Genomic DNA, 18,809 nt, shown 5'->3' on the forward strand with positions numbered 1-18,809 from the left:
TACTTTCTTTACTTCTTCTTGTTTGCAACTGTTCTCTTAGGACCCTTGCGAGTTCTTGCGTTGGTCTTAGTCTTCTGACCACGAACCGGAAGTCCTTTTCTGTGACGGATACCACGATAGCATCCAATTTCCTGAAGTCTCTTGATGTTGAGCGCGATTTCTCTTCTCAAATCACCTTCTACAGTCTGAGTCTCGTCGATAACCTGGCTGATTCTCTTAACTTCGTCGTCAGTCAAATCTCTTACACGAGTGTCAGGATTAACATTTGCTGCTGCAAGGATGCGATTTGCACTTACTCTTCCGATTCCGTAGATGTAAGTCAAGCCGATCTCTACGCGTTTTTCTCTTGGTAAATCTACACCTGAAATACGAGCCATGTGTGTTTACACCTCCATAAAATTCTACTGTAATTGTCAAACTAATAAATGAAATACTGCAACGATATTTCCAACACCGAAAACCTCTGCATACAGCTGCGGTTGCTCGCCCTGAAATGTGTGTATGAAAGATTCTCTGATTATTCGCATATTACGGCGCTTCACTCGGTATTATAAAGCGCTTACAGATATGCTCTGTTTATTATGAACAGCGTCATCATTCGATGCGCTGCAGCCGCCATAATGAATTGATTTGTCCGATACTTCCCCGGACAGCATAATAAGACAGGTAACTTATTAATTAACCCTGTCTCTGCTTATGCTTTGGATTTTCGCAGATGATGCGAATGCTTCCTTTTCTCTTGATGACTTTGCACTTTTCGCAAATCGGCTTCACTGATGATCTTACCTTCACAGTTCTTCCTCCTTTCCTCCTGAAAGTCTAGAGTTTTCACGGCTTGCGCCGCTTTGTATCTTAAGCTTAGGATCTATTTATCCAAAAGCGTCCGACTAATATTATATACACAGTCTACGCAATAGTCAATCCCTATTTTTATTTATCTCTCCAGATAATACGACCCTTTGTCAGGTCATACGGAGACATCTCGATGGTTACCTTGTCACCAGGTAAAATACGGATATAGTTCATACGAAGCTTTCCGCTGATGGTCGCCATAATCTGATGACCATTTTCCAATTCTACTTTAAAAAAGGCATTTGGCAGTTTCTCAACTACTACACCTTCAACTTCAATTACATCTGCCTTAGACATTGTTCTTCCTCCTAAAATAATTCAAGAAATCCAGCTTGCTTTTCTTCTTCCGTCAAAGAAAGAATTTCCGGTTTTCCATTTGTGATTAAAATCGTATTTTCGTAATGCGCGGATAATGACATATCTTCTGATATGACTGTCCACTCATCGTCGAGCCATAATACTTCCGGTGAACCCATATTAATCATCGGTTCCACGGCCAGTGTCATTCCCGGCTTTAAACGAATTCCGCGATGCGGCCACTTTTGTCTGAAGTTCGGGATGTCCGGATCCTGATGCACTTCCGATCCGATTCCGTGACCGACCAGATCTCTGACTACACCATATCCAAAGCTTTCCGCGAAATCTCCGATGTTGTTGGAGATGTCAAACAGATGCTTTCCTGCAACGGCATTTCTCATACCCATGAAAAATGACAGTCTCGTCCGCTCGATCAAAAGTCTGGCTTCTTCGCTGACTTCCCCGACTGCAACAGTTCGCGCTGCATCGGAATGATATCCCTTGTAGCATACCCCCGCATCGAGGCTGACGATATCGCCTTCCTCAAGGATCCGGTCTGCACGCGGGATTCCATGTACGACTTCTTCATTCACTGATACACAAATTGACGCCGGATAATCATAAAGATGAAGAAAAGAAGGCGTACATCCATAGCTGCGAATCATCTCTTCTCCAATCCGATCAATATCTAATGTAGACATTCCCGGCTTAATTTCTTTTCCGAGATTCTGATGGACGAGGCCAAGAATTCTCCCGGCCTCTCTCATCAATGCGATTTCTTCCTCGGTCTTAATCGTTACCGACATATTTTATTCACCTAAAATTCCTACGATGGCAGCAAATACATCATCCATCGGCTGTGTGCCATCTACAGAATGAAGAATGTTCTGCTTCTTATAGTAATCAATCAAAGGCTGAGTCTGCTCATGATAAACAGTCAGTCTCTTCTGTACGGTTTCCGGCTTGTCGTCGTCACGCAATACGGTTTCGCTTCCACATGCGTCACACTTGCCTTCTACCTTGGTCGGATTAAATACCACATGGTATGTTGCACCGCAATTCAGGCAGGCGCGTCTTCCGCCCATACGATTGACGATGTTCTCGTCCGGAACATCCACATCGATTGCATATTCCATCTTCTGGCCAACCTTCTCAAGTGCAGCGGTCAATGCCTCTGCCTGTGGAATGGTACGTGGGAATCCGTCCAATACGAATCCATTCTTGCAATCATCCTGCTGAATGCGATCCATTACAAGATCACAGGTCAGCTCATCCGGAACCAGTTGTCCCTGGTCCATGTATGTTTTTGCTTTCTTTCCAAGCTCTGTTCCGTTTTTGATATTCGCACGGAAAATATCTCCGGTTGAAATGTGAGGGATGGAATATTTGGCAGCAATCTGCTTTGCCTGTGTTCCTTTTCCTGCACCAGGTGCCCCTAACATAATAATCTTCATAGCTTCGCTTTCTCCTTCATCTAGCCTTTGTGTTTATAGCACGAATGGAGATACCGGAAAACCCGATATCTCCAACCATATCTTAATCATTTAAGAAGCCTTTATAATAGCGAACTCTCATCTGTGATTCGATTTGTTTTAAGGTCTCAATTACTACACCTACGATAATGATGATGGAGGTTCCACCGAAGGAAACGCTCGCACCGAAAATTCCATTGAAAAAGAGTGGAATGATTGCGACGATCATAAGACCAACCGCACCAATCAATACAATGTAATTCAAAATCGAAGTCAGATAATCGCTGGTAGGCTTGCCAGGACGAATTCCCGGAATAAATCCACCTGCACGTTTCATATTATTTGCAACTTCAAGCGGATTAAATGTAATCTGCGTATAGAAGAATGCAAATGCAATAATCAGTACAATATAAAGGATAACTCCCCAAGAGGATCCCCACTGACTCGTGTTAAACCAGTTTGACTGAGACAGTCCTCGTAATACCTTGCTCCAGAAACCATTTCCGTTTCCGGCTCCGAATAAACTTGCGATGATTACCGGAGTCTGCATTAAAGATTGAGCAAAAATTACAGGAATTACACCACCGGTATTTACCTTTAACGGGATATGGGTCTGCTGTCCGCCGACCTGCTTACGTCCCTGCATCTTCTTTGAGTATTGTACCGGGATTCTTCTCTCTGCGCCCTGCAGTAATACTACGAATACTACAATTGCAGCGATGATTGCAGCAATTACAAGAACAGAAAGTGTACCTACCGCGTAGGTCTTTCCCTTTACAAACTGCTCAAATAACTTCATGAGATCCTGCGGAATGCGGGAAAGAATGTTGATGGTCAACACAATGGAAATACCATTTCCAACACCCTTCTCGGTGATTCTCTCACCAATCCACATCAAAATTGCAGAACCTGCAGTAAGAGCTGTGATAATCATAACAATTGACAACCATGCCGGTCCGTTCGAAGTGAGCTTGCCACCACGATAGAAGCTGATGGTCAGTGCAATTGCTTCAATCAAAGCAAGTGCGATTGTTACATATCTGGTAATCTCTACAATCTTCTTACGGCCATCCTCACCGTCACGCTGCATTTCCTCTAACTTTGGAATTGCAATGGTGAGAAGCTGCATAATAATGGAAGATGTAATATAAGGTGTAATATTCAATGCAAAAACGGACATATTCTCGAAAGAACCTCCGGTCAGTGCATCAAAAAATCCCAATCCGTCGCTAGAACTAAAGAAGTCCTTGAAGACGCTACCGTCAACGCCCGGAACCGGCAGTTCACAGCCGATTCGGACGACGATTAACATCATAAACGTAAAGATAATACGCTGTCTAACATCTTTAATTTTGAATGCATTACGGAGTGTTTGCAGCATTAGATCACCTCTGCTTTTCCACCAAGAGCTTCAATCTTTTCTTTTGCGCTTGCGCTAAATGCGTTAGCCTGAACAGTCAGTTTCTTGGTAAGTTCACCATTTCCTAAAATCTTAACGCCATCTCTTGCGTTCTTAACGATTCCAGCTTCTACTAAAGCTTCTACAGTTACAACTGCGTCGTTGTCGAAACGCTCAAGATATGAAAGATTGATGCCTACGATGTTAAGAGAGTTACGATTCTTGAATCCTCTCTTTGGCAATCTTCTGTATAAAGGCATCTGACCACCTTCGAAACCAGGTCTTGGAGCTCCTGAACGAGCCTTCTGTCCTTTGTGTCCCTTACCTGCGGTCTTACCGTTTCCTGAACCATGTCCACGGCCTCTTCTGAAGTTATCGTTGTGTACGGAGCCTTCAGCGGCTTTTAAATTCGATAAATCCATCTCTGACCTCCTATACTTCTTCTACTTTTACATAAGGTGCTACCTTACGAAGTGCGCCCTGTGTTGCTGCGTTGTTTGGCAACTCAACAGTTTTGTTTAATTTTGTAAGTCCAAGTGCTTCAATTGTCTTCTTGTTCTTTGGAACGGCACCGATGGTGGACTTTACAAGTGTTACTTTTACCTTATCTGCCATTGTAATGTGCCTCCTATCCTAAGATTTCTTCTACTGATTTTCCGCGAAGACGAGCTACTTCTTCTGGGGACTTTAACTGACCCAAAGCAGCGATTGTAGCAAGTACTACGTTCTGCTTGTTGTTTGAGCCAAGTGATTTTGTACGGATGTTGCTGATTCCTGCAAGCTCACATACGGAACGAGCCGGACCACCTGCGATGATACCGGTACCTTCCGGAGACTTCTTTAATAATACAGAAGCACCGGTGTGCTTTCCAACAACATCATGAGTAATACTCTTATTCTCATCAAGCTTAATGGTGATCATAGACTTGATTGCATCTTCTTTACCTTTACGGATTGCTTCCGGAATTTCGGCAGCCTTTCCGAGTCCGGCACCAACATGACCATTCTTATCACCTACTACAACAAGAGCTGTGAAACGCATGTTACGTCCACCTTTAACAACCTTTGTTACGCGCTTGATGCTTACAACTGTATCTTCCAGCTCTAACTGGCTGGCATCAATGATTTCACGTTTCATGAATGTCTCCTCCTAAAATTCTAAGCCAGCTTCTCTAGCTGCTTCTGCTAAAGCCTGTACTTTTCCTGCGTAAATAAATCCGCCTCTGTCGAAGACAACAGTGTTAATACCCTTGTCTAATGCCTTCTTTGCAATAACGCTTCCGAGCTTTGCAGCAGCGTCTACATTATTGGTCTTCTCAAGCTCTGCCTTTACATCCTTATCGAGTGTAGATGCAGATACTAAGGTATTTCCAACAGTATCGTCAATGATCTGTGCGTACATATGGTTGTTGCTACGGAAAACAGCTAAACGAGGACGCTCAGATGTTCCAGCAAGATGACCACGCATTCTGTTATGTTTCTTTACACGAACTTCGGTTCTTGATTTCTTACTAACCATTACTTCTTGTCTCCTCCTTTAACTATTTCTTACCAGTCTTACCAACTTTACGTCTGATAACTTCATCCGCATACTTGATACCCTTGCCCTTATATGGCTCAGGTCTTCTCTTGTCACGGATTTCAGCTGCATACTGGCCTACGCGTTCCTTGTCGATACCCTTAACGATAATCTTGTTATCTTCAACGGTAGCTTCAAGTCCTTCAGGATCTTCCATCTCAACCGGATGAGAGTATCCAAGGTTTAATGTAAGCTTCTTGCCAGACTTAGATGCTCTGTAACCTACACCGTTTACTTCAAGCACCTTGGTGTAACCCTCAGTTACACCAACAACCATATTGTTGATCAATGTTCTGGTCAATCCATGTAAGGATTTCATTTTCTTTAAATCATTCGGTCTTGTAACAACTACTTCAGCACCCTCAACCTTGATGGTCATTTCTGCAGGGAGAGTTCTCTCAAGAGTTCCCTTAGGACCTTTTACAGTCACATGATTATTTTCTGCGATATCAACAGTTACGCCTGCCGGGATCGCGATTGGCATTCTTCCGATTCGTGACATGCCCGTACCTCCTTTTTACCAAACAAATGCTAATACTTCTCCACCAACCTGAAGCTTACGAGCTTCCTTATCGGTAATGATACCCTGGTTTGTAGAAAGAATTGCAATTCCTAATCCATCCAAAACGCTTGGAATTTCATCCTTGCCTGCGTATACACGAAGACCCGGCTTAGAAATTCTCTTGATTCCGGTGATAATTTTTTCGTTCTTATCTGCACCATACTTTAAGGTGATGCGGATTGTCTTGAAGTTTCCGTCTTCAACGATGTCATACTTCTCGATGAAACCTTCATCTAAAAGGATGCCAGCGATAGCAACCTTGATCTTTGAAGATGGTACATCAACTGTATCATGTTTTGCAGTGTTTGCATTACGAATTCTTGTAAGCATATCTGCGATTGGATCACTTGTCATCATCATGACCGATATCCTCCTTTATTTTACCAACTTGCTTTCTTAACGCCTGGGATCTCGCCCTTGTATGCCAACTCACGGAAGCATACACGGCAGATTCCGTACTTCTTTAAAACTGAATGTGGACGACCACAAATCTTGCAACGAGTATATTCTCTGGTAGAGAATTTTGGTTTACGCTGCTGTTTAACTTTCATAGATGTCTTAGCCATTTAAAATTCTCCTCCTGATTATTTTGCGAAAGGCATGTTGAACTGAGTTAACAATTCACGAGCCTCTTCGTCTGTCTTTGCGGTAGTAACGAAGATGATATCCATACCACGAACCTTATCTACCTTATCATACTCGATTTCAGGGAAAATGATCTGCTCTTTAATTCCCAATGCATAGTTTCCGCGTCCGTCAAATGCGTTAGGGTTTACACCTCTAAAGTCACGAACTCGTGGCAATGCAAGGTTGATTAAACGATCAGCAAATTCATACATCTTTTCTCCACGAAGGGTAACCTTACATCCGATAGGCATACCTTCACGAATCTTGAAGTTTGCAATAGCGTTCTTAGCCTTAGTGGTAACGGCTTTCTGTCCTGTGATAGCTTCCATATCCTTTACAGCAGCCTCAAGGAGCTTTGCGTTTTCCTTAGCTTCTCCAACACCCATGTTAACTACGATCTTGTCAAGCTTTGGAATTTCCATAACATTCTTATATCCGAACTTCTTGACCATTGCGTCTTTGATTTCGGACTCATACATTTCTTTCAGTCTACTCAATGTTCTTTCCTCCTTCCTGACAATTAATCGATAACATCGCCGGTCTTCTTAGCGAAGCGAACCTTTTTGTCTCCATCCATCTTGAAGCCAACGCGTGTAGCCTGGCCCTTGAAGAGGAGCATAACATTTGATGCATCAATTGGAGCTTCCTGCTGTACGATACCACCCTGCTGGTTAGCCATGCTTGGCTTGGTATGCTTGGTAACCATGTTGATACCTTCAACAAGAAGTGTATTGTTTTTCTTGTTTACGGCAATAACCTTGCCCTCTTTATCTTTGTCCTTACCAGCGATAACCTTAACCATATCACCGGTTTTGATCTTTAAACTTGCCATCTCGTACCTCCTATAATACTTCTGGAGCCAGAGAAACAATCTTCATGAACTGCTTCTCACGAAGCTCACGAGCTACTGGTCCAAAAATACGGGTTCCTCTCGGAGTCTTGTCATCCTTGATGATGACAGCTGCGTTTTCATCAAACTTAATGTAGGAACCGTCCTTACGACGAGCGCCTTTTACTGAACGAACAACTACGGCCTTAACGACATCGCCCTTCTTTACAACACCGCCTGGTGTTGCATCCTTAACGGTTGCAACGATGACATCACCGATGTTCGCATATCTTCTGGTAGATCCGCCCATTACACGGATAACAAGTAACTCTTTTGCGCCGGTATTGTCAGCGACTCTAAGTCTACTTTCCTGCTGTACCATTTTTATGCCTCCTTAAACTATTTAGCTCTTTCCATAACTTCAACAAGTCTCCATCTCTTATCCTTAGAGAGTGGTCTGGTCTCCATTACTTTAACGGTATCACCGATCTTTGCATCGTTGTTCTCGTCATGAGCCTTTAACTTATATGTCTTCTTCACGATCTTGTTGTAAAGAGGATGACGCACATTGTCACGTACTGCAACAACAATGGTCTTTTCCATCTTATCACTTACAACAACGCCAACACGCGTTTTTCTAAGATTTCTTTCTTCCACGACCTTAAAGTCTCCTTTCTTAGGTTACCGGATTATTCAGCAACGCTGTTCTTCTCAGAGATAACTGTCTGAATACGAGCAATATTCTTGCGAACTTCCTTGATTCTTGCAGTGTTATCTAACTGATTGGTTGCGTTCTGGAATCTCAAATTGAAAAGTTCTTTCTTTGCATCAACAAGCTGTGACTGAAGATCAGCTACAGACTGTCCCTTTAATTCTTTTACATATGCATTAGTTTTCATTTGATTCACCGCCTTCTAAATCTGCACGAGAAACTACTTTGCACTTGCAAGGTAATTTATGTGTAGCAAGACGCAATGCTTCACGAGCAACGTCTTCCTGTACACCGGAGATTTCAAATAATACACGACCTGGCTTAACAACAGCTACCCAGTACTCAAGGGTTCCTTTTCCGGATCCCATTCGGGTTTCAGCTGGTTTCGCAGTTACTGGCTTGTCTGGGAAAATTTTGATCCAAACTTTTCCGCCACGCTTTACGTAACGAGTCATAGCGATACGGGCTGCCTCAATCTGGTTTGATTTGATCCAGCATGGTTCGGTTGCCACAATACCATACTCACCGTAAGTAATCTTGTTTCCTCTGGTTGCCTTTCCTGTCATGGAACCACGGAACTGTTTTCTATGCTTTACTCTCTTTGGTGTTAACATAATTACTGAGCTCCTCCTTCCTTATTTGCCTTTGTAGGAAGTACTTCGCCCTTGTAGATCCAAACCTTTACGCCAACCTTGCCGTAAGTTGTATCTGCTTCAGCGAAACCATAATCGATATCAGCACGAAGTGTCTGAAGAGGAGTAGTTCCCTCATTGTAAGTCTCTGTACGAGCCATATCAGCTCCACCAAGACGACCTGAAACAGATGTCTTGATTCCCTTAGCGCCGCTCTTGATTGCGCGTCCCATGCAGGACTTCATAGCACGACGGAAGGAAACACGGTTCTCAAGCTGTAATGCGATGTTCTCTGCAACAAGCTGAGCATCCTTATCCGGTCTCTTAACTTCCTTGATATCTACAACTAACTTCTTCTCGGTTAATTTCTGAACTTCAGACTTAACCTTCTCGATTTCTGCACCACCTTTACCAATTACAACGCCTGGCTTAGCAGTGTAGATGATAACCTTTACGCGATCAGATGCTCTTTCGATTTCAATCTTAGAAACACCGGCAGCGTATAACTTCTTCTTTAAAAATGTTCTGATATTGTAATCTTCTACTAAGAAATCAGCGAAATCGCCTTCTGCATACCACTTGGAATCCCAGTCTTTGATAACGCCTACTCTTAATCCATGAGGATTAACTTTCTGTCCCATGATCTGCCTCCTATCTTTCGTCCAGCACGATGGTGATGTGGCTTGTTCTCTTTTCGATACGATAAGCTCTACCCTGTGCTCTTGGATGAATTCTCTTCATTGTTGGTCCTTTGTTTGCGTAGCACTCAGCTACTACAAGGTTTTCAGCCTTAAGGCCATTGTTGTTCTCTGCGTTAGCAACAGCTGACTTTAACAACTTCTCGATAACGCTGGAAGCATAACGTGGATTGTAAGCTAAGATTGCAAGTGCAGTCTGCACATCTTTTCCACGGATTGCATCTAATACGAAGCATGCCTTCTGAACAGATACTCTGGCATAAGATACCTTTGCTGAAGGTCTGGTATCCTTTACTTCGTTTCTTTCTCTCTTAATTTGGCTTCTATGTCCTTTTGCCATTGGATATTACCTCCTTCCGATTATCTTACACCGGACTTCTTATCGTCCTTACCGTGTCCTCTATAAGTTCTTGTAGCTACGAACTCACCGAGCTTGTGTCCTACCATATCCTCGGTAACATATACCGGAACATGCTTTCTTCCATCATGAACTGCAAATGTATGTCCTACGAAGGAAGGGAAGATTGTAGAACGGCGAGACCAGGTCTTGATTACCTGCTTGTCGCCTGAAGCGTTCATAGCATCTACTTTTTTAAGTAAGCTTGCATCAGCAAATGGTCCTTTTTTCAATGAACGTGACATTCTTCTTACCTCCTAATTATTTGATAGCACGACCGTCGCGACGACGAACGATCAACTTGTTAGACTGCTTGTTCTTCTTTCTGGTCTTCAGACCCAAAGCAGGCTTGCCCCATGGTGTTGTTGGGCCCGGGCGTCCGATTGGAGCTCTACCTTCACCACCACCGTGTGGATGGTCATTCGGGTTCATTACGGAACCACGAACGGTTGGGCGGATACCCATGTGACGCTTGCGTCCGGCTTTACCAATATTTACGAGGTTGTGATCACCATTTCCGATTACACCGATTGTTGCACGGCACTGGATCGGAACCATTCTCATTTCGCCTGAAGGAAGACGAAGTGTTGCGTACTTTCCTTCTTTTGCCATCAACTGAGCAGCATTACCAGCGGAACGAACGAGCTGTCCACCCTTTCCAGGGAATAACTCGATGTTGTGAATCTGAGTACCAACCGGGATGTTCTCGAGTGGTAAGCAGTTACCTACACGAACTTCAGCCTGAGGTCCGTTCATAACCTTCATACCATCGGTCAATCCTGCAGGAGCCAAGATGTAAGACTTTGTTCCATCTGCATAGCAGATCAATGCGATGTTTGCTGTTCTGTTTGGATCGTATTCGATTCCGATTACAGTTGCAGGAATTCCATCCTTGCTGTTTCTCTTGAAATCGATGATTCTGTACTTTTGTCTGTTTCCGCCACCCTGATGACGAACAGTGATTTTACCCTGATTGTTACGACCAGCGTTCTTCTTCTTTGTTGCAAGAAGTGACTTCTCAGGAGTCTTCTTTGTGATTTCAGCGAAATCTGAGCCAGTCATATTTCTTCTGGAAGGTGTATAAGGGTTATACTTCTTAATACCCATTTTGAATTTCTCCTTTCAAATGTTTGTTCTCACGCTTTACATGCGTATAAATCGGAAGGCCTATTTTAGAGACCTGCAAAGATCTCGATATCCTTGCTGTCAGCAGTAAGCTGAACGATTGCCTTCTTTGTCTTAGCAGTCTTTCCTGAAGTCATTCCACGACGACGGGTCTTTCCATCGTTGTTCATTGTGTTAACCTTTGCTACCTTAACACCATCGAACATCTTCTCAACTGCTTCTTTAATCATGGTCTTGTTTGCTTCCGGATGAACTAAGAAAGTATATTTCTTCTCTGCCATCTGGCCCATGCTCTTCTCGGTTACTACCGGCTTGAGGATTACATCATAATACTGTACGTTTGCCATTATGCATACACCTCCTCGATTGTTGCAACAGCAGCCTTAGTGGTAACTACTGTATCATACTTTAAGATGTCATAGACATTGATCTCATTGGTCTGTGCAGTCTTAACACCAGGAATGTTTGCTGCTGAAGCAATTACATTGGTATCCATGTCGTTTAATACTACAAGAGCCTTGTTTACGTTGAGGTTCTTAAGAACTTCTGCAAACTTCTTTGTCTTGATCTCGTCTAATTTCAACTCATCAACTACTACGAACTTCTCATCTGCTACCTTTGAAGATAATGCAGACTTAAGAGCGATTCTCTTTTCTTTCTTATTTAACTTGAAAGAGTAATCTCTTGGTACCGGAGCGAATACAACTCCACCACCTGTCCATTGTGGAGCTCTGATGGATCCCTGACGAGCATGTCCGGTTCCCTTCTGTCTCCATGGTTTTCTACCGCCTCCGCGAACTTCAGAACGGGTCTTTGCCTTCTGTGTTCCCTGACGGTCATTTGCCTGCTGCTGAAGAACAGCAAGATGAACTAAATGTTCATTTACTTCTACGCCGAAAACGGAATCTGCAAGGTCAATCTTTTCAACTTCCTTGCCTTCCATATTGTATACAGCTACTTTAGCCATCGTAAAGTTCCTCCTTTCTTAATTCGCACTACTTACCAGACTTGGTAGATTCTTTCACAGTAATAAGGGCTTTCTTTGCTCCCGGTACAGCACCCTTGATGAGAAGCAGGTTCTGCTCTGCATCAACGCGAACCACTTCGAGGTTCTGGGTGGTAACCTTTACGCTACCCATGTGTCCAGGCATTCCTTTTCCTTTGAATACCTTAGAAGGTGAAGAACATGCACCGTTTGAACCCTGATGACGATGGAATTTAGAACCATGAGCCATAGGTCCTCTGTGCTGTCCAAGTCTCTTAATAGCACCCTGGAAACCTTTACCCTTTGAGATAGCGGTAACATCTACTTTATCGCCTTCTGCAAAGATATCAGCTTTGATTTCATCTGCTAAATTATATTCTTCTGCGTTCTCAAATCTGAACTCGCGAACAAATCTCTTACCGGTTACACCAGCCTTAGCGAAATGTCCCATTTCAGCTTTGTTTACACCGTGTCTGTGAGCGACACTCTTCTTGCCGGTTGCATCCTTCTCAACGACCTTTGCTACCTTGTCGCCAAATCCAACCTGTACTGCGCTGTAGCCATCATTGTCTACAGTCTTAACCTGAGTTACTACGCATGGACCTGCCTGTAATACAGTAACCGGTACCAAAACACCGTCTGCATTGAAGATCTGGGTCATGCCAACTTTTGTTGCTAAAATCGCTTTCTTCATTGTTTTTCCTCCTGTTTTCTACAGCGGAACGCATTCGCGTTCATCCTAAAAAGTAGGATATTTTACTTTTCTTTCATTTTGATATCAATGTATACACCAGCTGGCATCTCAAGACGAGATAAAGCATCTACTGTCTTCTGGGTTGGTGTAATGATATCGATGAGTCTCTTGTGAGTTCTCTGCTCGAACTGTTCACGGGAATCTTTGTACTTGTGAGTCGCACGCAAGATGGTAACTACTTCCTTTTTAGTTGGAAGTGGAACCGGTCCGCTCACCTGAGATCCGTTCTTCTTAACAGTCTCGATAATTTTCTTTGCGGATGAATCTACCAATTCGTGATCATACGCTTTGAGAGTGATTCTCATTACTTGACTTGCCATAAAAAAAGCCGCCTCCTTTTCGCACTTAAAATTTCAGTACGACAAGTGGTGACTGTACACTTCTCCGCGTGTGTCCTATTGCAACTCATTCAAACTTTCACGCGTTGTTTCTACCTTATTGTAGACGATTGTTTGTACAGTGACTTGCCGTCAGTTTCCTAACTTGACATTCGCTCCGCCGAATTCTCTACCACGATGGGTAGTAACTTCAAACTTCATCGCTATCATGTCACAGCACCGTCTATTATAGCATGATTTCAAGATATTGCAAGATGTTTTTCACAAATTTTTTCAAATATTTTTGTGCAGATTTTATTATACTACTTTTCCGTCTGCAAGCTCAATAATTTCATCAGACAATAAATTTAATTCTTCCCGGTCATGACATGCTACAATAATGATCCGGTTACCATTTCTTAAGTCTAATAATAATTTTCGAATATCCTCTACGCCTTTTTCATCCAGCGCATTGATTGGCTCGTCCAGCAAAATGATATCCGGCTTTTCCATAATCGCTGCCGCAATGCCAAGTCTTTGTTTCATTCCAAGAGAATACTTTCCGTATTTCTTTTTATCATCCGGATTTAATCCTACTGCGCTTATTACATTTCGAATATCTTCCTCGCCAATCAAATGCTTAATATCCGCAAGTGCTTTTAAATTTCTATATCCGCTATACGAATCAATAAAGGAAGGATTCTCTATTAACACTCCAATGCTTTCCGGAAACGAGAAATCTTTTCCCAGCTGCTTTCCATCGATTAAAATCTTTCCGTTGGTCAGAGTAATAAGTCCCGCGATAGCTCTCATAAGCATCGTTTTTCCGGATCCGTTCTTTCCACGGAAGCCATAAATTTTTCCGCTTTCAAAAGTAAGGCTGATGTCATCAAGAACCACCGCGTCTTTTATAATCTTTGTTGCATTTTGAATTTCTATCTTCATTTTCTCCCCCACGGTTAAAAAACATCTTTTTTCTTCATTACAAATGCACCGGCAACTATTGCCACGGCAGAACAAGCAATCATTCCAATCATAATCTTTAGGATTCCTCCGCTTAATATATAGGAAGATAATCGCACGCCCATCGCGATGCATGGAAACAGAATCGCAGAATCATAAAATACACCTGCCAACATCAAAAATCCTACTGTGCCAAAAGCAATCGCTTCATTAAATACTATAATAAGAAATAATTGCAAAAGCGAAAGCGTAATCGAAGCTAGGACAGGAATGATGAAACAAAACATCATCAATCCCAAACTTGAATATATAGAATAGTCAACTTTAAGGAACATCTGTATGTCTGATCGTACGCCAAAAATACTTCCACCCATCAGAGCTACCGCCACAAATGTCACCACATATCCGATAAGATAAATTACCAGTACTGTCGCAATCACCCATAGGACTTTTCCCATCCACCAGAGTCTCTTGCTTCTCGTTCTGATCAGCATATTGATTCCGTAATGCTTCAAATCATATAATGGATAACTTCCTATTATATAAGCAATAAAAAGTTGCAATGCGATCCATAGAATCGGCATTTCCAGCTGAGACACATCAGTTATCTCTGCCAATGGATAATTCCCCTGAAAAATATATAATATGGATTCTACCACAGAGGCATGCGCACTATCATAACAAATATTGTTTTCTGCCATAAGCGTTCCAACAAAAAACAAAAAGGCAATCAAAATCATTCGCCTAAACTGTGCACACCCTGCAACAAAATCATGCTTTATGATTCCTCTCATTGTACACCTCCGGAGACAGGCACTCTTACTTCAATCAGCCCCGGCCATTCCACTAATGACACGCGCCAATCATCACTCATCGTACGAAAGAATTCCGGAGAAACATTCACGATTGTGGAAATGCCTATTTTCTTGGTTTCCCCAGGCGCAATCATCCCGTCAAAATCATCTCCATTTATTGCCCATAAACTAAAATAGTCGACTCCGTTCGCCCAATAATCACAGCGAAAAGTGCTATCGGTTAAAAGAATTTTTTTCTCCTCATCCGATTTATTTTCTACCTGAATGAAGCAAACGAGATCTATGCCCGCATCTGCATCCTCTTCTTCCGATTCTTCCTGTATCTGATAACGCTCTATATATTCGGAATGCGTCATAAGTTCTCCATACAGTGCCTTATAGGCAACCCCATCCACAGATACTTCTTCTCCTTGAGGAACGGTCACTGTTTCTTCTATATGAAATTGTGTATTTACCACATGAAATCGAATTCCATACAATACGCCCCCCATTAATACAACCACACAAATGGCTGCTATTTTCATTCGTTTATTCCAATTCATCACTTTTCTTAATTCCCCATATTATAGAAATAACCGCACCTGCAAATAATACCAATAAAACGATTGCTATCTCAATCGGATCTGTGCTTACGCCCGGTTGCGACGGACATGCGAATGAGTCAATCGTCCAACAGTTCTTGCCAATGAATGCCAGCACTACATTCATACACTGAGTTATAACAAACGGAATCATCAGCACCGTAAAGTTGTACTTAAAAACCCAACCCAACGATAAGGATAGTGAAGACAAAAATCCATATACCACAAAATCTAACAGCAAATATAAAAGCAGATATAGATAGGTGTGGGTATAAAAGATTCCGGCCCATAACGATTCCGGGAAGATTCCGATATATCCTAATCCCGTCAGCGGAACATAAGACGGAAGAAAAAGTGCAGTGATTGCAACATTTATTATCTGCGGCACAACGGCAACGACTCCGGCTGCAAGAAATGCCACAACATATTGCGCAATATAATAGTTTCTCTTTGGCATTCTTGTAAACAGATTCTTGATGTATCCGTTCTTTCGATCCTGACTCATCACTGTCCCATATGGAATGCCAATCAAGATTGGAAGAAACATAAAATAATATGCCGGAAATACACTTCCTCGTATCATGCCCATACATTTGCTAAAAACAGAATGCGGATATAATCCCTGCAAATTCCCTGCATTCACCTCAACCATCGGAAGAACATCCACAAAAACCTGTATGATTGCAAAAAGAATTCCCACTGCCAAAGCGACAGCCATCCTTCTATTTATAAATGCTCTTTTTAACTCAATTTTAAAATAATTAAACATTTCCCCTAGTGCCTTTTTATTAAATACTATCCGGACTCCACAAACCTTCCGCATGCATCTTATGTCCATAATTTGGGCTCATGAAAATAGCCTCATACTTAAAGCCTCTCTCATATGTCCAATTTCTGATTTTCTTGGTGGTTCCTTTTTTAAAAACATATACATAACCGTTGGATACATCAGTTGAACCACCATGCTTTCCAGTATTATTAGCAATCGCGTGTGCTGTATAAGAATCACCTGAAGTTATATACGTACATTTCATATATGCTGATGAATCATCAGTTTTTCTGCGATAATCAGTCTCCCACTTTGTCCCTTCAACAGTAAATGCAAACTCTGCATCATGGTGATTATTCCCGCTCACTGCAGCGGTTCCAACAGTTCCACCAAGTAAAATCTATCCTGCAATAAAACACATTACTTTTCTTAACATACTTTTCATCTCTATCACCCTCCAATATTAGTTATTATAATTTTACTAAACAACAATCGTCTTCCAAACTTACACTTCCTGTCAAATTAATATACAACTCATCATTCAAACGATTTTCCGGAATTATATAACCTATCCTGATATCTTTTGATTCGCCCGGTGCCAAAAGAACTTGGTATGCAGACTTTCCGCCCTTGTTTTCACTTGAAAAAGCCATTTCTATTCCGCTTAAGTAATCATCTTCCACACTTTCTAGTAAAACGGTAGGCGTGTAAAATTCCAGTTTCTCATTTCCACAATTTTTAAGCGTGTAATCAATATAGACAATTTTTTCTTTTCCGACTATTTTTTTATCCTTTATCTCTATATCTTCCAGAATAAAATCTTCCCATTTTGAAAGTTCTTCTTCAAAGGTATCTGTAATTTTTGTTTGACGAATCGTAATCTCATATGGATTGCTTTTTTCATAGGATTCATCAATAACTACGGGCTCACCCACTTCAGCAAATTTTGTCACTTTTGAAAGGCGAGCGACCTCAAAATCCTTTCCCAGTACATAGTCATTTTCTGTTCCATCATGTTGGATAGATTCTGAATTTACTTGAGAGCTGTGGGCTTCATTGACCATACTGCATGACAATAATTGCATGCCCAGAAAAACACATCCTACAAGATATAATCTCCGGTTTCTCATATCCATTATATTTTCCTTAAAATAATTAAACATTTCCCCTAGTGCCTTTTTATTAAATACTATCCGGACTCCACAAGCCTTCCGCATGCATCTTATGTGCATAATTCGGGCTCATGAAAATAGCCTCATACTTAAAACCTCTCTCGTATGTCCAATTTCTGATTTTCTTAGTGGTTCCTTTTTTAAACACATATGCATAACCATTGGAAACATCTACAGCGCGTCCTACTTCACCGGTATTGTTAGCTATTGCATGTGCTGTATAGGAATCGTTTGCACTAATATCGGTACATTTCATATATGCCGATGAATCATCTGTTTTTTTACGAAAATTAGTTCTCTGCTGTGTTCCAGAAACAGTAAACGCAAATTCTGTATCATGGTGATTTATTGTAATTTTACTAAACAACAATCATCCCCAAGATTCACAGGTCCTGTTAAATTTATATACATCTCATTATTTAGGTTATTTTCTGGAATTATATAACCAATCTTAATGTCTTTTGATTCGCCCGGGCCCAAAACAACTTGGTACGCAGACTTTCCACCCTTATTTTCACTTGAAAAAGCAATTTCTGCGCTGTATATGTAATCATCTTCTATATATACCAGAGAAACGGAAGATGTGTAAAATTCCAGTTTCTCATCCTCACAATTCTTCAGTGTATAATCAATATAGACAATTTTTTCTTCTCCAACTATTTTGTTATCCTTTATATCTATATCTTCCAGCATATAATCTTCCCATTTTGAAAGATCCTCTTCAAAGGTATCTGTAACTTCAGCTCTGCAAATTGTAATTTCATATGGATTTCTCGCCTCATAGGATTCATCAACTCTTACAGTTTCGCCTACTTCTGCAAATTTCGTCACTTCCGAAAAGTGAGCAAGTTCATAATCCCTTCCCGGCAGATATACTTTTTCTGTTTCAACATTTTCTGTTTCGTTACGTTGGATAGATTCTGAATTTACTTGAGAACTGTAGTCTTCATTGACTAGACTACATGATGATAATAGCATGCTTAATAAAGCACATATCATAAGATAAGATCTTTGATTTCCCCTATCCATTATATTTACCTTCTCCCTTACACCAATCAATGCACAAATTATACTCCCCCCCTAATCAAAAGTCAACGCACTGGACGCCAGACCTCGACATATCCACGGGTGCGCAGATTAAATTTCCTCACCCTATGCCATCACTCGCCATAATTTGTTATAATTAGGAAAGTAACATAACATCCTACGCAATTTATCTCAGTCGGATAAGACCCCTTCCTCTAAGCGAAGCGAAGGTAGGGGTTATAACAA

Annotated in this window: 35 protein-coding genes; all 35 read right to left on the minus strand. The window is 41.7% G+C overall.

Going from position 1 to position 18,809, the window contains the following annotated elements; translation table 11 throughout:
• Positions 1-8 precede the first annotated feature (8 nt).
• The 35 genes from rpsM to CSX02_RS04550 all read right to left on the minus strand — a co-directional run bounded on the left by rpsM (position 9) and on the right by CSX02_RS04550 (position 18,596).
• Complete coding sequence (gene rpsM / locus CSX02_RS04380; RefSeq protein ID WP_031544165.1) at positions 9-377, minus strand: 30S ribosomal protein S13; 369 nt, start codon at positions 375-377, stop codon at positions 9-11.
• A gap of 301 nt (positions 378-678) precedes the next feature.
• Entirely contained in the window at positions 679-792 is a 114-nt protein-coding gene (rpmJ, locus tag CSX02_RS04385) for a 50S ribosomal protein L36 (protein ID WP_003022746.1), read from the minus strand.
• Between the two features lie 138 nt (positions 793-930).
• On the minus strand, positions 931-1,149 hold the full coding sequence (infA, locus tag CSX02_RS04390; RefSeq protein WP_031544159.1) for a translation initiation factor IF-1: 219 nt from the start codon (positions 1,147-1,149) through the stop codon (positions 931-933).
• A gap of 11 nt (positions 1,150-1,160) precedes the next feature.
• Positions 1,161-1,955: a type I methionyl aminopeptidase gene (gene map / locus CSX02_RS04395; RefSeq protein ID WP_099385785.1), complete on the minus strand. Its 795-nt coding sequence runs from the start codon at positions 1,953-1,955 to the stop codon at positions 1,161-1,163.
• Between the two features lie 3 nt (positions 1,956-1,958).
• Positions 1,959-2,603, minus strand: a complete 645-nt coding sequence (locus CSX02_RS04400; RefSeq protein WP_031544155.1) for an adenylate kinase — start codon at positions 2,601-2,603, stop codon at positions 1,959-1,961.
• A gap of 82 nt (positions 2,604-2,685) precedes the next feature.
• Positions 2,686-4,002 carry a preprotein translocase subunit SecY gene (gene secY, locus CSX02_RS04405; protein ID WP_099385786.1) on the minus strand — a complete coding sequence of 439 codons (1,317 nt, stop codon included), beginning with the start codon at positions 4,000-4,002 and terminating at the stop codon, positions 2,686-2,688.
• Entirely contained in the window at positions 4,002-4,442 is a 441-nt protein-coding gene (gene rplO, locus CSX02_RS04410) for a 50S ribosomal protein L15 (RefSeq protein ID WP_031544153.1), read from the minus strand. The genes secY and rplO overlap by 1 nt, the downstream gene beginning before the upstream one ends.
• Positions 4,443-4,452: 10 nt before the next feature.
• Positions 4,453-4,635 (minus strand): 50S ribosomal protein L30, encoded by a 183-nt coding sequence (gene rpmD, locus CSX02_RS04415; protein WP_031544152.1) that lies wholly within the window; start codon positions 4,633-4,635, stop codon positions 4,453-4,455.
• A gap of 13 nt (positions 4,636-4,648) precedes the next feature.
• A complete protein-coding gene (gene rpsE / locus CSX02_RS04420; RefSeq protein WP_031544150.1) occupies positions 4,649-5,158 on the minus strand; it encodes a 30S ribosomal protein S5 in 510 nt (169 codons plus the stop codon).
• Positions 5,159-5,170: 12 nt separating this feature from the next.
• Positions 5,171-5,539: a 50S ribosomal protein L18 gene (rplR, locus tag CSX02_RS04425; protein WP_031544148.1), complete on the minus strand. Its 369-nt coding sequence runs from the start codon at positions 5,537-5,539 to the stop codon at positions 5,171-5,173.
• 22 nt (positions 5,540-5,561) lie between these two features.
• Positions 5,562-6,101, minus strand: coding sequence for a 50S ribosomal protein L6 (gene rplF / locus CSX02_RS04430; RefSeq protein WP_031544145.1), 540 nt, complete (start codon positions 6,099-6,101; stop codon positions 5,562-5,564).
• Positions 6,102-6,116: 15 nt separating this feature from the next.
• The gene (gene rpsH, locus CSX02_RS04435; RefSeq protein WP_099385796.1) at positions 6,117-6,518 is read right to left on the minus strand and encodes a 30S ribosomal protein S8; all 402 of its coding nucleotides are present in this window, start codon (positions 6,516-6,518) and stop codon (positions 6,117-6,119) included.
• A gap of 23 nt (positions 6,519-6,541) precedes the next feature.
• Entirely contained in the window at positions 6,542-6,727 is a 186-nt protein-coding gene (locus CSX02_RS04440; RefSeq protein WP_031544142.1) for a type Z 30S ribosomal protein S14, read from the minus strand.
• 18 nt (positions 6,728-6,745) lie between these two features.
• Positions 6,746-7,285 carry a 50S ribosomal protein L5 gene (rplE, locus tag CSX02_RS04445; protein WP_031544141.1) on the minus strand — a complete coding sequence of 180 codons (540 nt, stop codon included), beginning with the start codon at positions 7,283-7,285 and terminating at the stop codon, positions 6,746-6,748.
• Positions 7,286-7,308: 23 nt separating this feature from the next.
• Positions 7,309-7,620, minus strand: coding sequence for a 50S ribosomal protein L24 (gene rplX, locus CSX02_RS04450; RefSeq protein ID WP_031544139.1), 312 nt, complete (start codon positions 7,618-7,620; stop codon positions 7,309-7,311).
• 10 nt (positions 7,621-7,630) lie between these two features.
• On the minus strand, positions 7,631-7,999 hold the full coding sequence (rplN, locus tag CSX02_RS04455) for a 50S ribosomal protein L14 (RefSeq protein ID WP_031544138.1): 369 nt from the start codon (positions 7,997-7,999) through the stop codon (positions 7,631-7,633).
• Between the two features lie 17 nt (positions 8,000-8,016).
• On the minus strand, positions 8,017-8,274 hold the full coding sequence (gene rpsQ, locus CSX02_RS04460) for a 30S ribosomal protein S17 (RefSeq protein WP_031544136.1): 258 nt from the start codon (positions 8,272-8,274) through the stop codon (positions 8,017-8,019).
• 32 nt (positions 8,275-8,306) lie between these two features.
• Positions 8,307-8,516 (minus strand): 50S ribosomal protein L29, encoded by a 210-nt coding sequence (gene rpmC / locus CSX02_RS04465; protein ID WP_031544135.1) that lies wholly within the window; start codon positions 8,514-8,516, stop codon positions 8,307-8,309.
• Positions 8,506-8,943: a 50S ribosomal protein L16 gene (gene rplP, locus CSX02_RS04470; protein ID WP_031544134.1), complete on the minus strand. Its 438-nt coding sequence runs from the start codon at positions 8,941-8,943 to the stop codon at positions 8,506-8,508. Before rplP ends, rpmC begins: the two co-directional genes overlap by 11 nt.
• A 2-nt stretch (positions 8,944-8,945) precedes the next feature.
• Positions 8,946-9,602 carry a 30S ribosomal protein S3 gene (rpsC, locus tag CSX02_RS04475; RefSeq protein WP_031544132.1) on the minus strand — a complete coding sequence of 219 codons (657 nt, stop codon included), beginning with the start codon at positions 9,600-9,602 and terminating at the stop codon, positions 8,946-8,948.
• A 10-nt stretch (positions 9,603-9,612) separates the two neighbouring features.
• Positions 9,613-9,999 carry a 50S ribosomal protein L22 gene (gene rplV / locus CSX02_RS04480; RefSeq protein WP_034219303.1) on the minus strand — a complete coding sequence of 129 codons (387 nt, stop codon included), beginning with the start codon at positions 9,997-9,999 and terminating at the stop codon, positions 9,613-9,615.
• A 20-nt stretch (positions 10,000-10,019) separates the two neighbouring features.
• Positions 10,020-10,301, minus strand: coding sequence for a 30S ribosomal protein S19 (gene rpsS, locus CSX02_RS04485; RefSeq protein WP_031544129.1), 282 nt, complete (start codon positions 10,299-10,301; stop codon positions 10,020-10,022).
• 16 nt (positions 10,302-10,317) lie between these two features.
• Complete coding sequence (rplB, locus tag CSX02_RS04490) at positions 10,318-11,163, minus strand: 50S ribosomal protein L2 (RefSeq protein ID WP_031544128.1); 846 nt, start codon at positions 11,161-11,163, stop codon at positions 10,318-10,320.
• Positions 11,164-11,228: 65 nt separating this feature from the next.
• On the minus strand, positions 11,229-11,528 hold the full coding sequence (gene rplW / locus CSX02_RS04495) for a 50S ribosomal protein L23 (protein ID WP_031544126.1): 300 nt from the start codon (positions 11,526-11,528) through the stop codon (positions 11,229-11,231).
• Entirely contained in the window at positions 11,528-12,148 is a 621-nt protein-coding gene (gene rplD / locus CSX02_RS04500) for a 50S ribosomal protein L4 (protein ID WP_031544125.1), read from the minus strand. The genes rplW and rplD overlap by 1 nt, the downstream gene beginning before the upstream one ends.
• Before the next feature lie 28 nt (positions 12,149-12,176).
• A complete protein-coding gene (gene rplC, locus CSX02_RS04505; protein WP_031544123.1) occupies positions 12,177-12,860 on the minus strand; it encodes a 50S ribosomal protein L3 in 684 nt (227 codons plus the stop codon).
• 62 nt (positions 12,861-12,922) lie between these two features.
• The gene (gene rpsJ / locus CSX02_RS04510; protein ID WP_031544122.1) at positions 12,923-13,240 is read right to left on the minus strand and encodes a 30S ribosomal protein S10; all 318 of its coding nucleotides are present in this window, start codon (positions 13,238-13,240) and stop codon (positions 12,923-12,925) included.
• Between the two features lie 315 nt (positions 13,241-13,555).
• Positions 13,556-14,182 carry an ATP-binding cassette domain-containing protein gene (locus tag CSX02_RS04515; RefSeq protein ID WP_099385787.1) on the minus strand — a complete coding sequence of 209 codons (627 nt, stop codon included), beginning with the start codon at positions 14,180-14,182 and terminating at the stop codon, positions 13,556-13,558.
• Positions 14,183-14,196: 14 nt separating this feature from the next.
• The gene (locus tag CSX02_RS04520; protein WP_099385788.1) at positions 14,197-14,994 is read right to left on the minus strand and encodes a hypothetical protein; all 798 of its coding nucleotides are present in this window, start codon (positions 14,992-14,994) and stop codon (positions 14,197-14,199) included.
• The gene (locus CSX02_RS04525; protein WP_143248130.1) at positions 14,991-15,539 is read right to left on the minus strand and encodes a hypothetical protein; all 549 of its coding nucleotides are present in this window, start codon (positions 15,537-15,539) and stop codon (positions 14,991-14,993) included. Before CSX02_RS04525 ends, CSX02_RS04520 begins: the two co-directional genes overlap by 4 nt.
• Positions 15,540-15,543: 4 nt before the next feature.
• Positions 15,544-16,302 (minus strand): hypothetical protein, encoded by a 759-nt coding sequence (locus CSX02_RS04530; protein WP_099385790.1) that lies wholly within the window; start codon positions 16,300-16,302, stop codon positions 15,544-15,546.
• An 82-nt stretch (positions 16,303-16,384) separates the two neighbouring features.
• Positions 16,385-16,732, minus strand: a complete 348-nt coding sequence (locus CSX02_RS04535; protein WP_099385791.1) for a DUF2712 domain-containing protein — start codon at positions 16,730-16,732, stop codon at positions 16,385-16,387.
• A gap of 103 nt (positions 16,733-16,835) precedes the next feature.
• Complete coding sequence (locus CSX02_RS04540) at positions 16,836-17,429, minus strand: hypothetical protein (protein ID WP_189281341.1); 594 nt, start codon at positions 17,427-17,429, stop codon at positions 16,836-16,838.
• 118 nt (positions 17,430-17,547) lie between these two features.
• A complete protein-coding gene (locus CSX02_RS04545) occupies positions 17,548-17,793 on the minus strand; it encodes a DUF2712 domain-containing protein (RefSeq protein WP_189281343.1) in 246 nt (81 codons plus the stop codon).
• 89 nt (positions 17,794-17,882) lie between these two features.
• Positions 17,883-18,596: a DUF4352 domain-containing protein gene (locus CSX02_RS04550; protein WP_143248131.1), complete on the minus strand. Its 714-nt coding sequence runs from the start codon at positions 18,594-18,596 to the stop codon at positions 17,883-17,885.
• Positions 18,597-18,809: the final 213 nt, after the last annotated feature.

Origin of the sequence: Agathobacter ruminis (assembly GCF_002735305.1) — a bacterium.
In the GTDB taxonomy this organism is placed as follows: Bacteria; Bacillota; Clostridia; order Lachnospirales; family Lachnospiraceae; genus Roseburia; species Roseburia ruminis.

What these genes read in the sequence shown, in the direction of transcription:
- CSX02_RS04520 (WP_099385788.1), bottom strand. Translation starts at nt 14,994, where the DNA reads ATGAGAGGAATCATAAAGCATGATTTTGTTGCAGGGTGTGCACAGTTT.
- rplO (WP_031544153.1), bottom strand. Translation starts at nt 4,442, where the DNA reads ATGGATTTATCGAATTTAAAAGCCGCTGAAGGCTCCGTACACAACGAT.
- secY (WP_099385786.1), bottom strand. Translation starts at nt 4,002, where the DNA reads ATGCTGCAAACACTCCGTAATGCATTCAAAATTAAAGATGTTAGACAG.
- CSX02_RS04525 (WP_143248130.1), bottom strand. Translation starts at nt 15,539, where the DNA reads ATGAAAATAGCAGCCATTTGTGTGGTTGTATTAATGGGGGGCGTATTG.
- CSX02_RS04515 (WP_099385787.1), bottom strand. Translation starts at nt 14,182, where the DNA reads ATGAAGATAGAAATTCAAAATGCAACAAAGATTATAAAAGACGCGGTG.
- CSX02_RS04400 (WP_031544155.1), bottom strand. Translation starts at nt 2,603, where the DNA reads ATGAAGATTATTATGTTAGGGGCACCTGGTGCAGGAAAAGGAACACAG.
- rpsJ (WP_031544122.1), bottom strand. Translation starts at nt 13,240, where the DNA reads ATGGCAAGTCAAGTAATGAGAATCACTCTCAAAGCGTATGATCACGAA.
- rpmC (WP_031544135.1), bottom strand. Translation starts at nt 8,516, where the DNA reads ATGAAAACTAATGCATATGTAAAAGAATTAAAGGGACAGTCTGTAGCT.
- CSX02_RS04540 (WP_189281341.1), bottom strand. Translation starts at nt 17,429, where the DNA reads ATGGTCAATGAAGCCCACAGCTCTCAAGTAAATTCAGAATCTATCCAA.
- rplW (WP_031544126.1), bottom strand. Translation starts at nt 11,528, where the DNA reads ATGGCAAACGTACAGTATTATGATGTAATCCTCAAGCCGGTAGTAACC.
- rpsE (WP_031544150.1), bottom strand. Translation starts at nt 5,158, where the DNA reads ATGAAACGTGAAATCATTGATGCCAGCCAGTTAGAGCTGGAAGATACA.
- infA (WP_031544159.1), bottom strand. Translation starts at nt 1,149, where the DNA reads ATGTCTAAGGCAGATGTAATTGAAGTTGAAGGTGTAGTAGTTGAGAAA.
- rplN (WP_031544138.1), bottom strand. Translation starts at nt 7,999, where the DNA reads ATGGTACAGCAGGAAAGTAGACTTAGAGTCGCTGACAATACCGGCGCA.
- rplP (WP_031544134.1), bottom strand. Translation starts at nt 8,943, where the DNA reads ATGTTAACACCAAAGAGAGTAAAGCATAGAAAACAGTTCCGTGGTTCC.
- rplV (WP_034219303.1), bottom strand. Translation starts at nt 9,999, where the DNA reads ATGGCAAAAGGACATAGAAGCCAAATTAAGAGAGAAAGAAACGAAGTA.
- map (WP_099385785.1), bottom strand. Translation starts at nt 1,955, where the DNA reads ATGTCGGTAACGATTAAGACCGAGGAAGAAATCGCATTGATGAGAGAG.
- rpmD (WP_031544152.1), bottom strand. Translation starts at nt 4,635, where the DNA reads ATGGCAGATAAGGTAAAAGTAACACTTGTAAAGTCCACCATCGGTGCC.
- CSX02_RS04440 (WP_031544142.1), bottom strand. Translation starts at nt 6,727, where the DNA reads ATGGCTAAGACATCTATGAAAGTTAAACAGCAGCGTAAACCAAAATTC.
- rplX (WP_031544139.1), bottom strand. Translation starts at nt 7,620, where the DNA reads ATGGCAAGTTTAAAGATCAAAACCGGTGATATGGTTAAGGTTATCGCT.
- rpsC (WP_031544132.1), bottom strand. Translation starts at nt 9,602, where the DNA reads ATGGGACAGAAAGTTAATCCTCATGGATTAAGAGTAGGCGTTATCAAA.
- CSX02_RS04545 (WP_189281343.1), bottom strand. Translation starts at nt 17,793, where the DNA reads ATGAAATGTACCGATATTAGTGCAAACGATTCCTATACAGCACATGCA.
- rplC (WP_031544123.1), bottom strand. Translation starts at nt 12,860, where the DNA reads ATGAAGAAAGCGATTTTAGCAACAAAAGTTGGCATGACCCAGATCTTC.
- rpsH (WP_099385796.1), bottom strand. Translation starts at nt 6,518, where the DNA reads ATGATGACAAGTGATCCAATCGCAGATATGCTTACAAGAATTCGTAAT.
- rplF (WP_031544145.1), bottom strand. Translation starts at nt 6,101, where the DNA reads ATGTCACGAATCGGAAGAATGCCAATCGCGATCCCGGCAGGCGTAACT.
- rplR (WP_031544148.1), bottom strand. Translation starts at nt 5,539, where the DNA reads ATGGTTAGTAAGAAATCAAGAACCGAAGTTCGTGTAAAGAAACATAAC.
- rpsS (WP_031544129.1), bottom strand. Translation starts at nt 10,301, where the DNA reads ATGTCACGTTCATTGAAAAAAGGACCATTTGCTGATGCAAGCTTACTT.
- rplD (WP_031544125.1), bottom strand. Translation starts at nt 12,148, where the DNA reads ATGGCTAAAGTAGCTGTATACAATATGGAAGGCAAGGAAGTTGAAAAG.
- rplB (WP_031544128.1), bottom strand. Translation starts at nt 11,163, where the DNA reads ATGGGTATTAAGAAGTATAACCCTTATACACCTTCCAGAAGAAATATG.
- rpsM (WP_031544165.1), bottom strand. Translation starts at nt 377, where the DNA reads ATGGCTCGTATTTCAGGTGTAGATTTACCAAGAGAAAAACGCGTAGAG.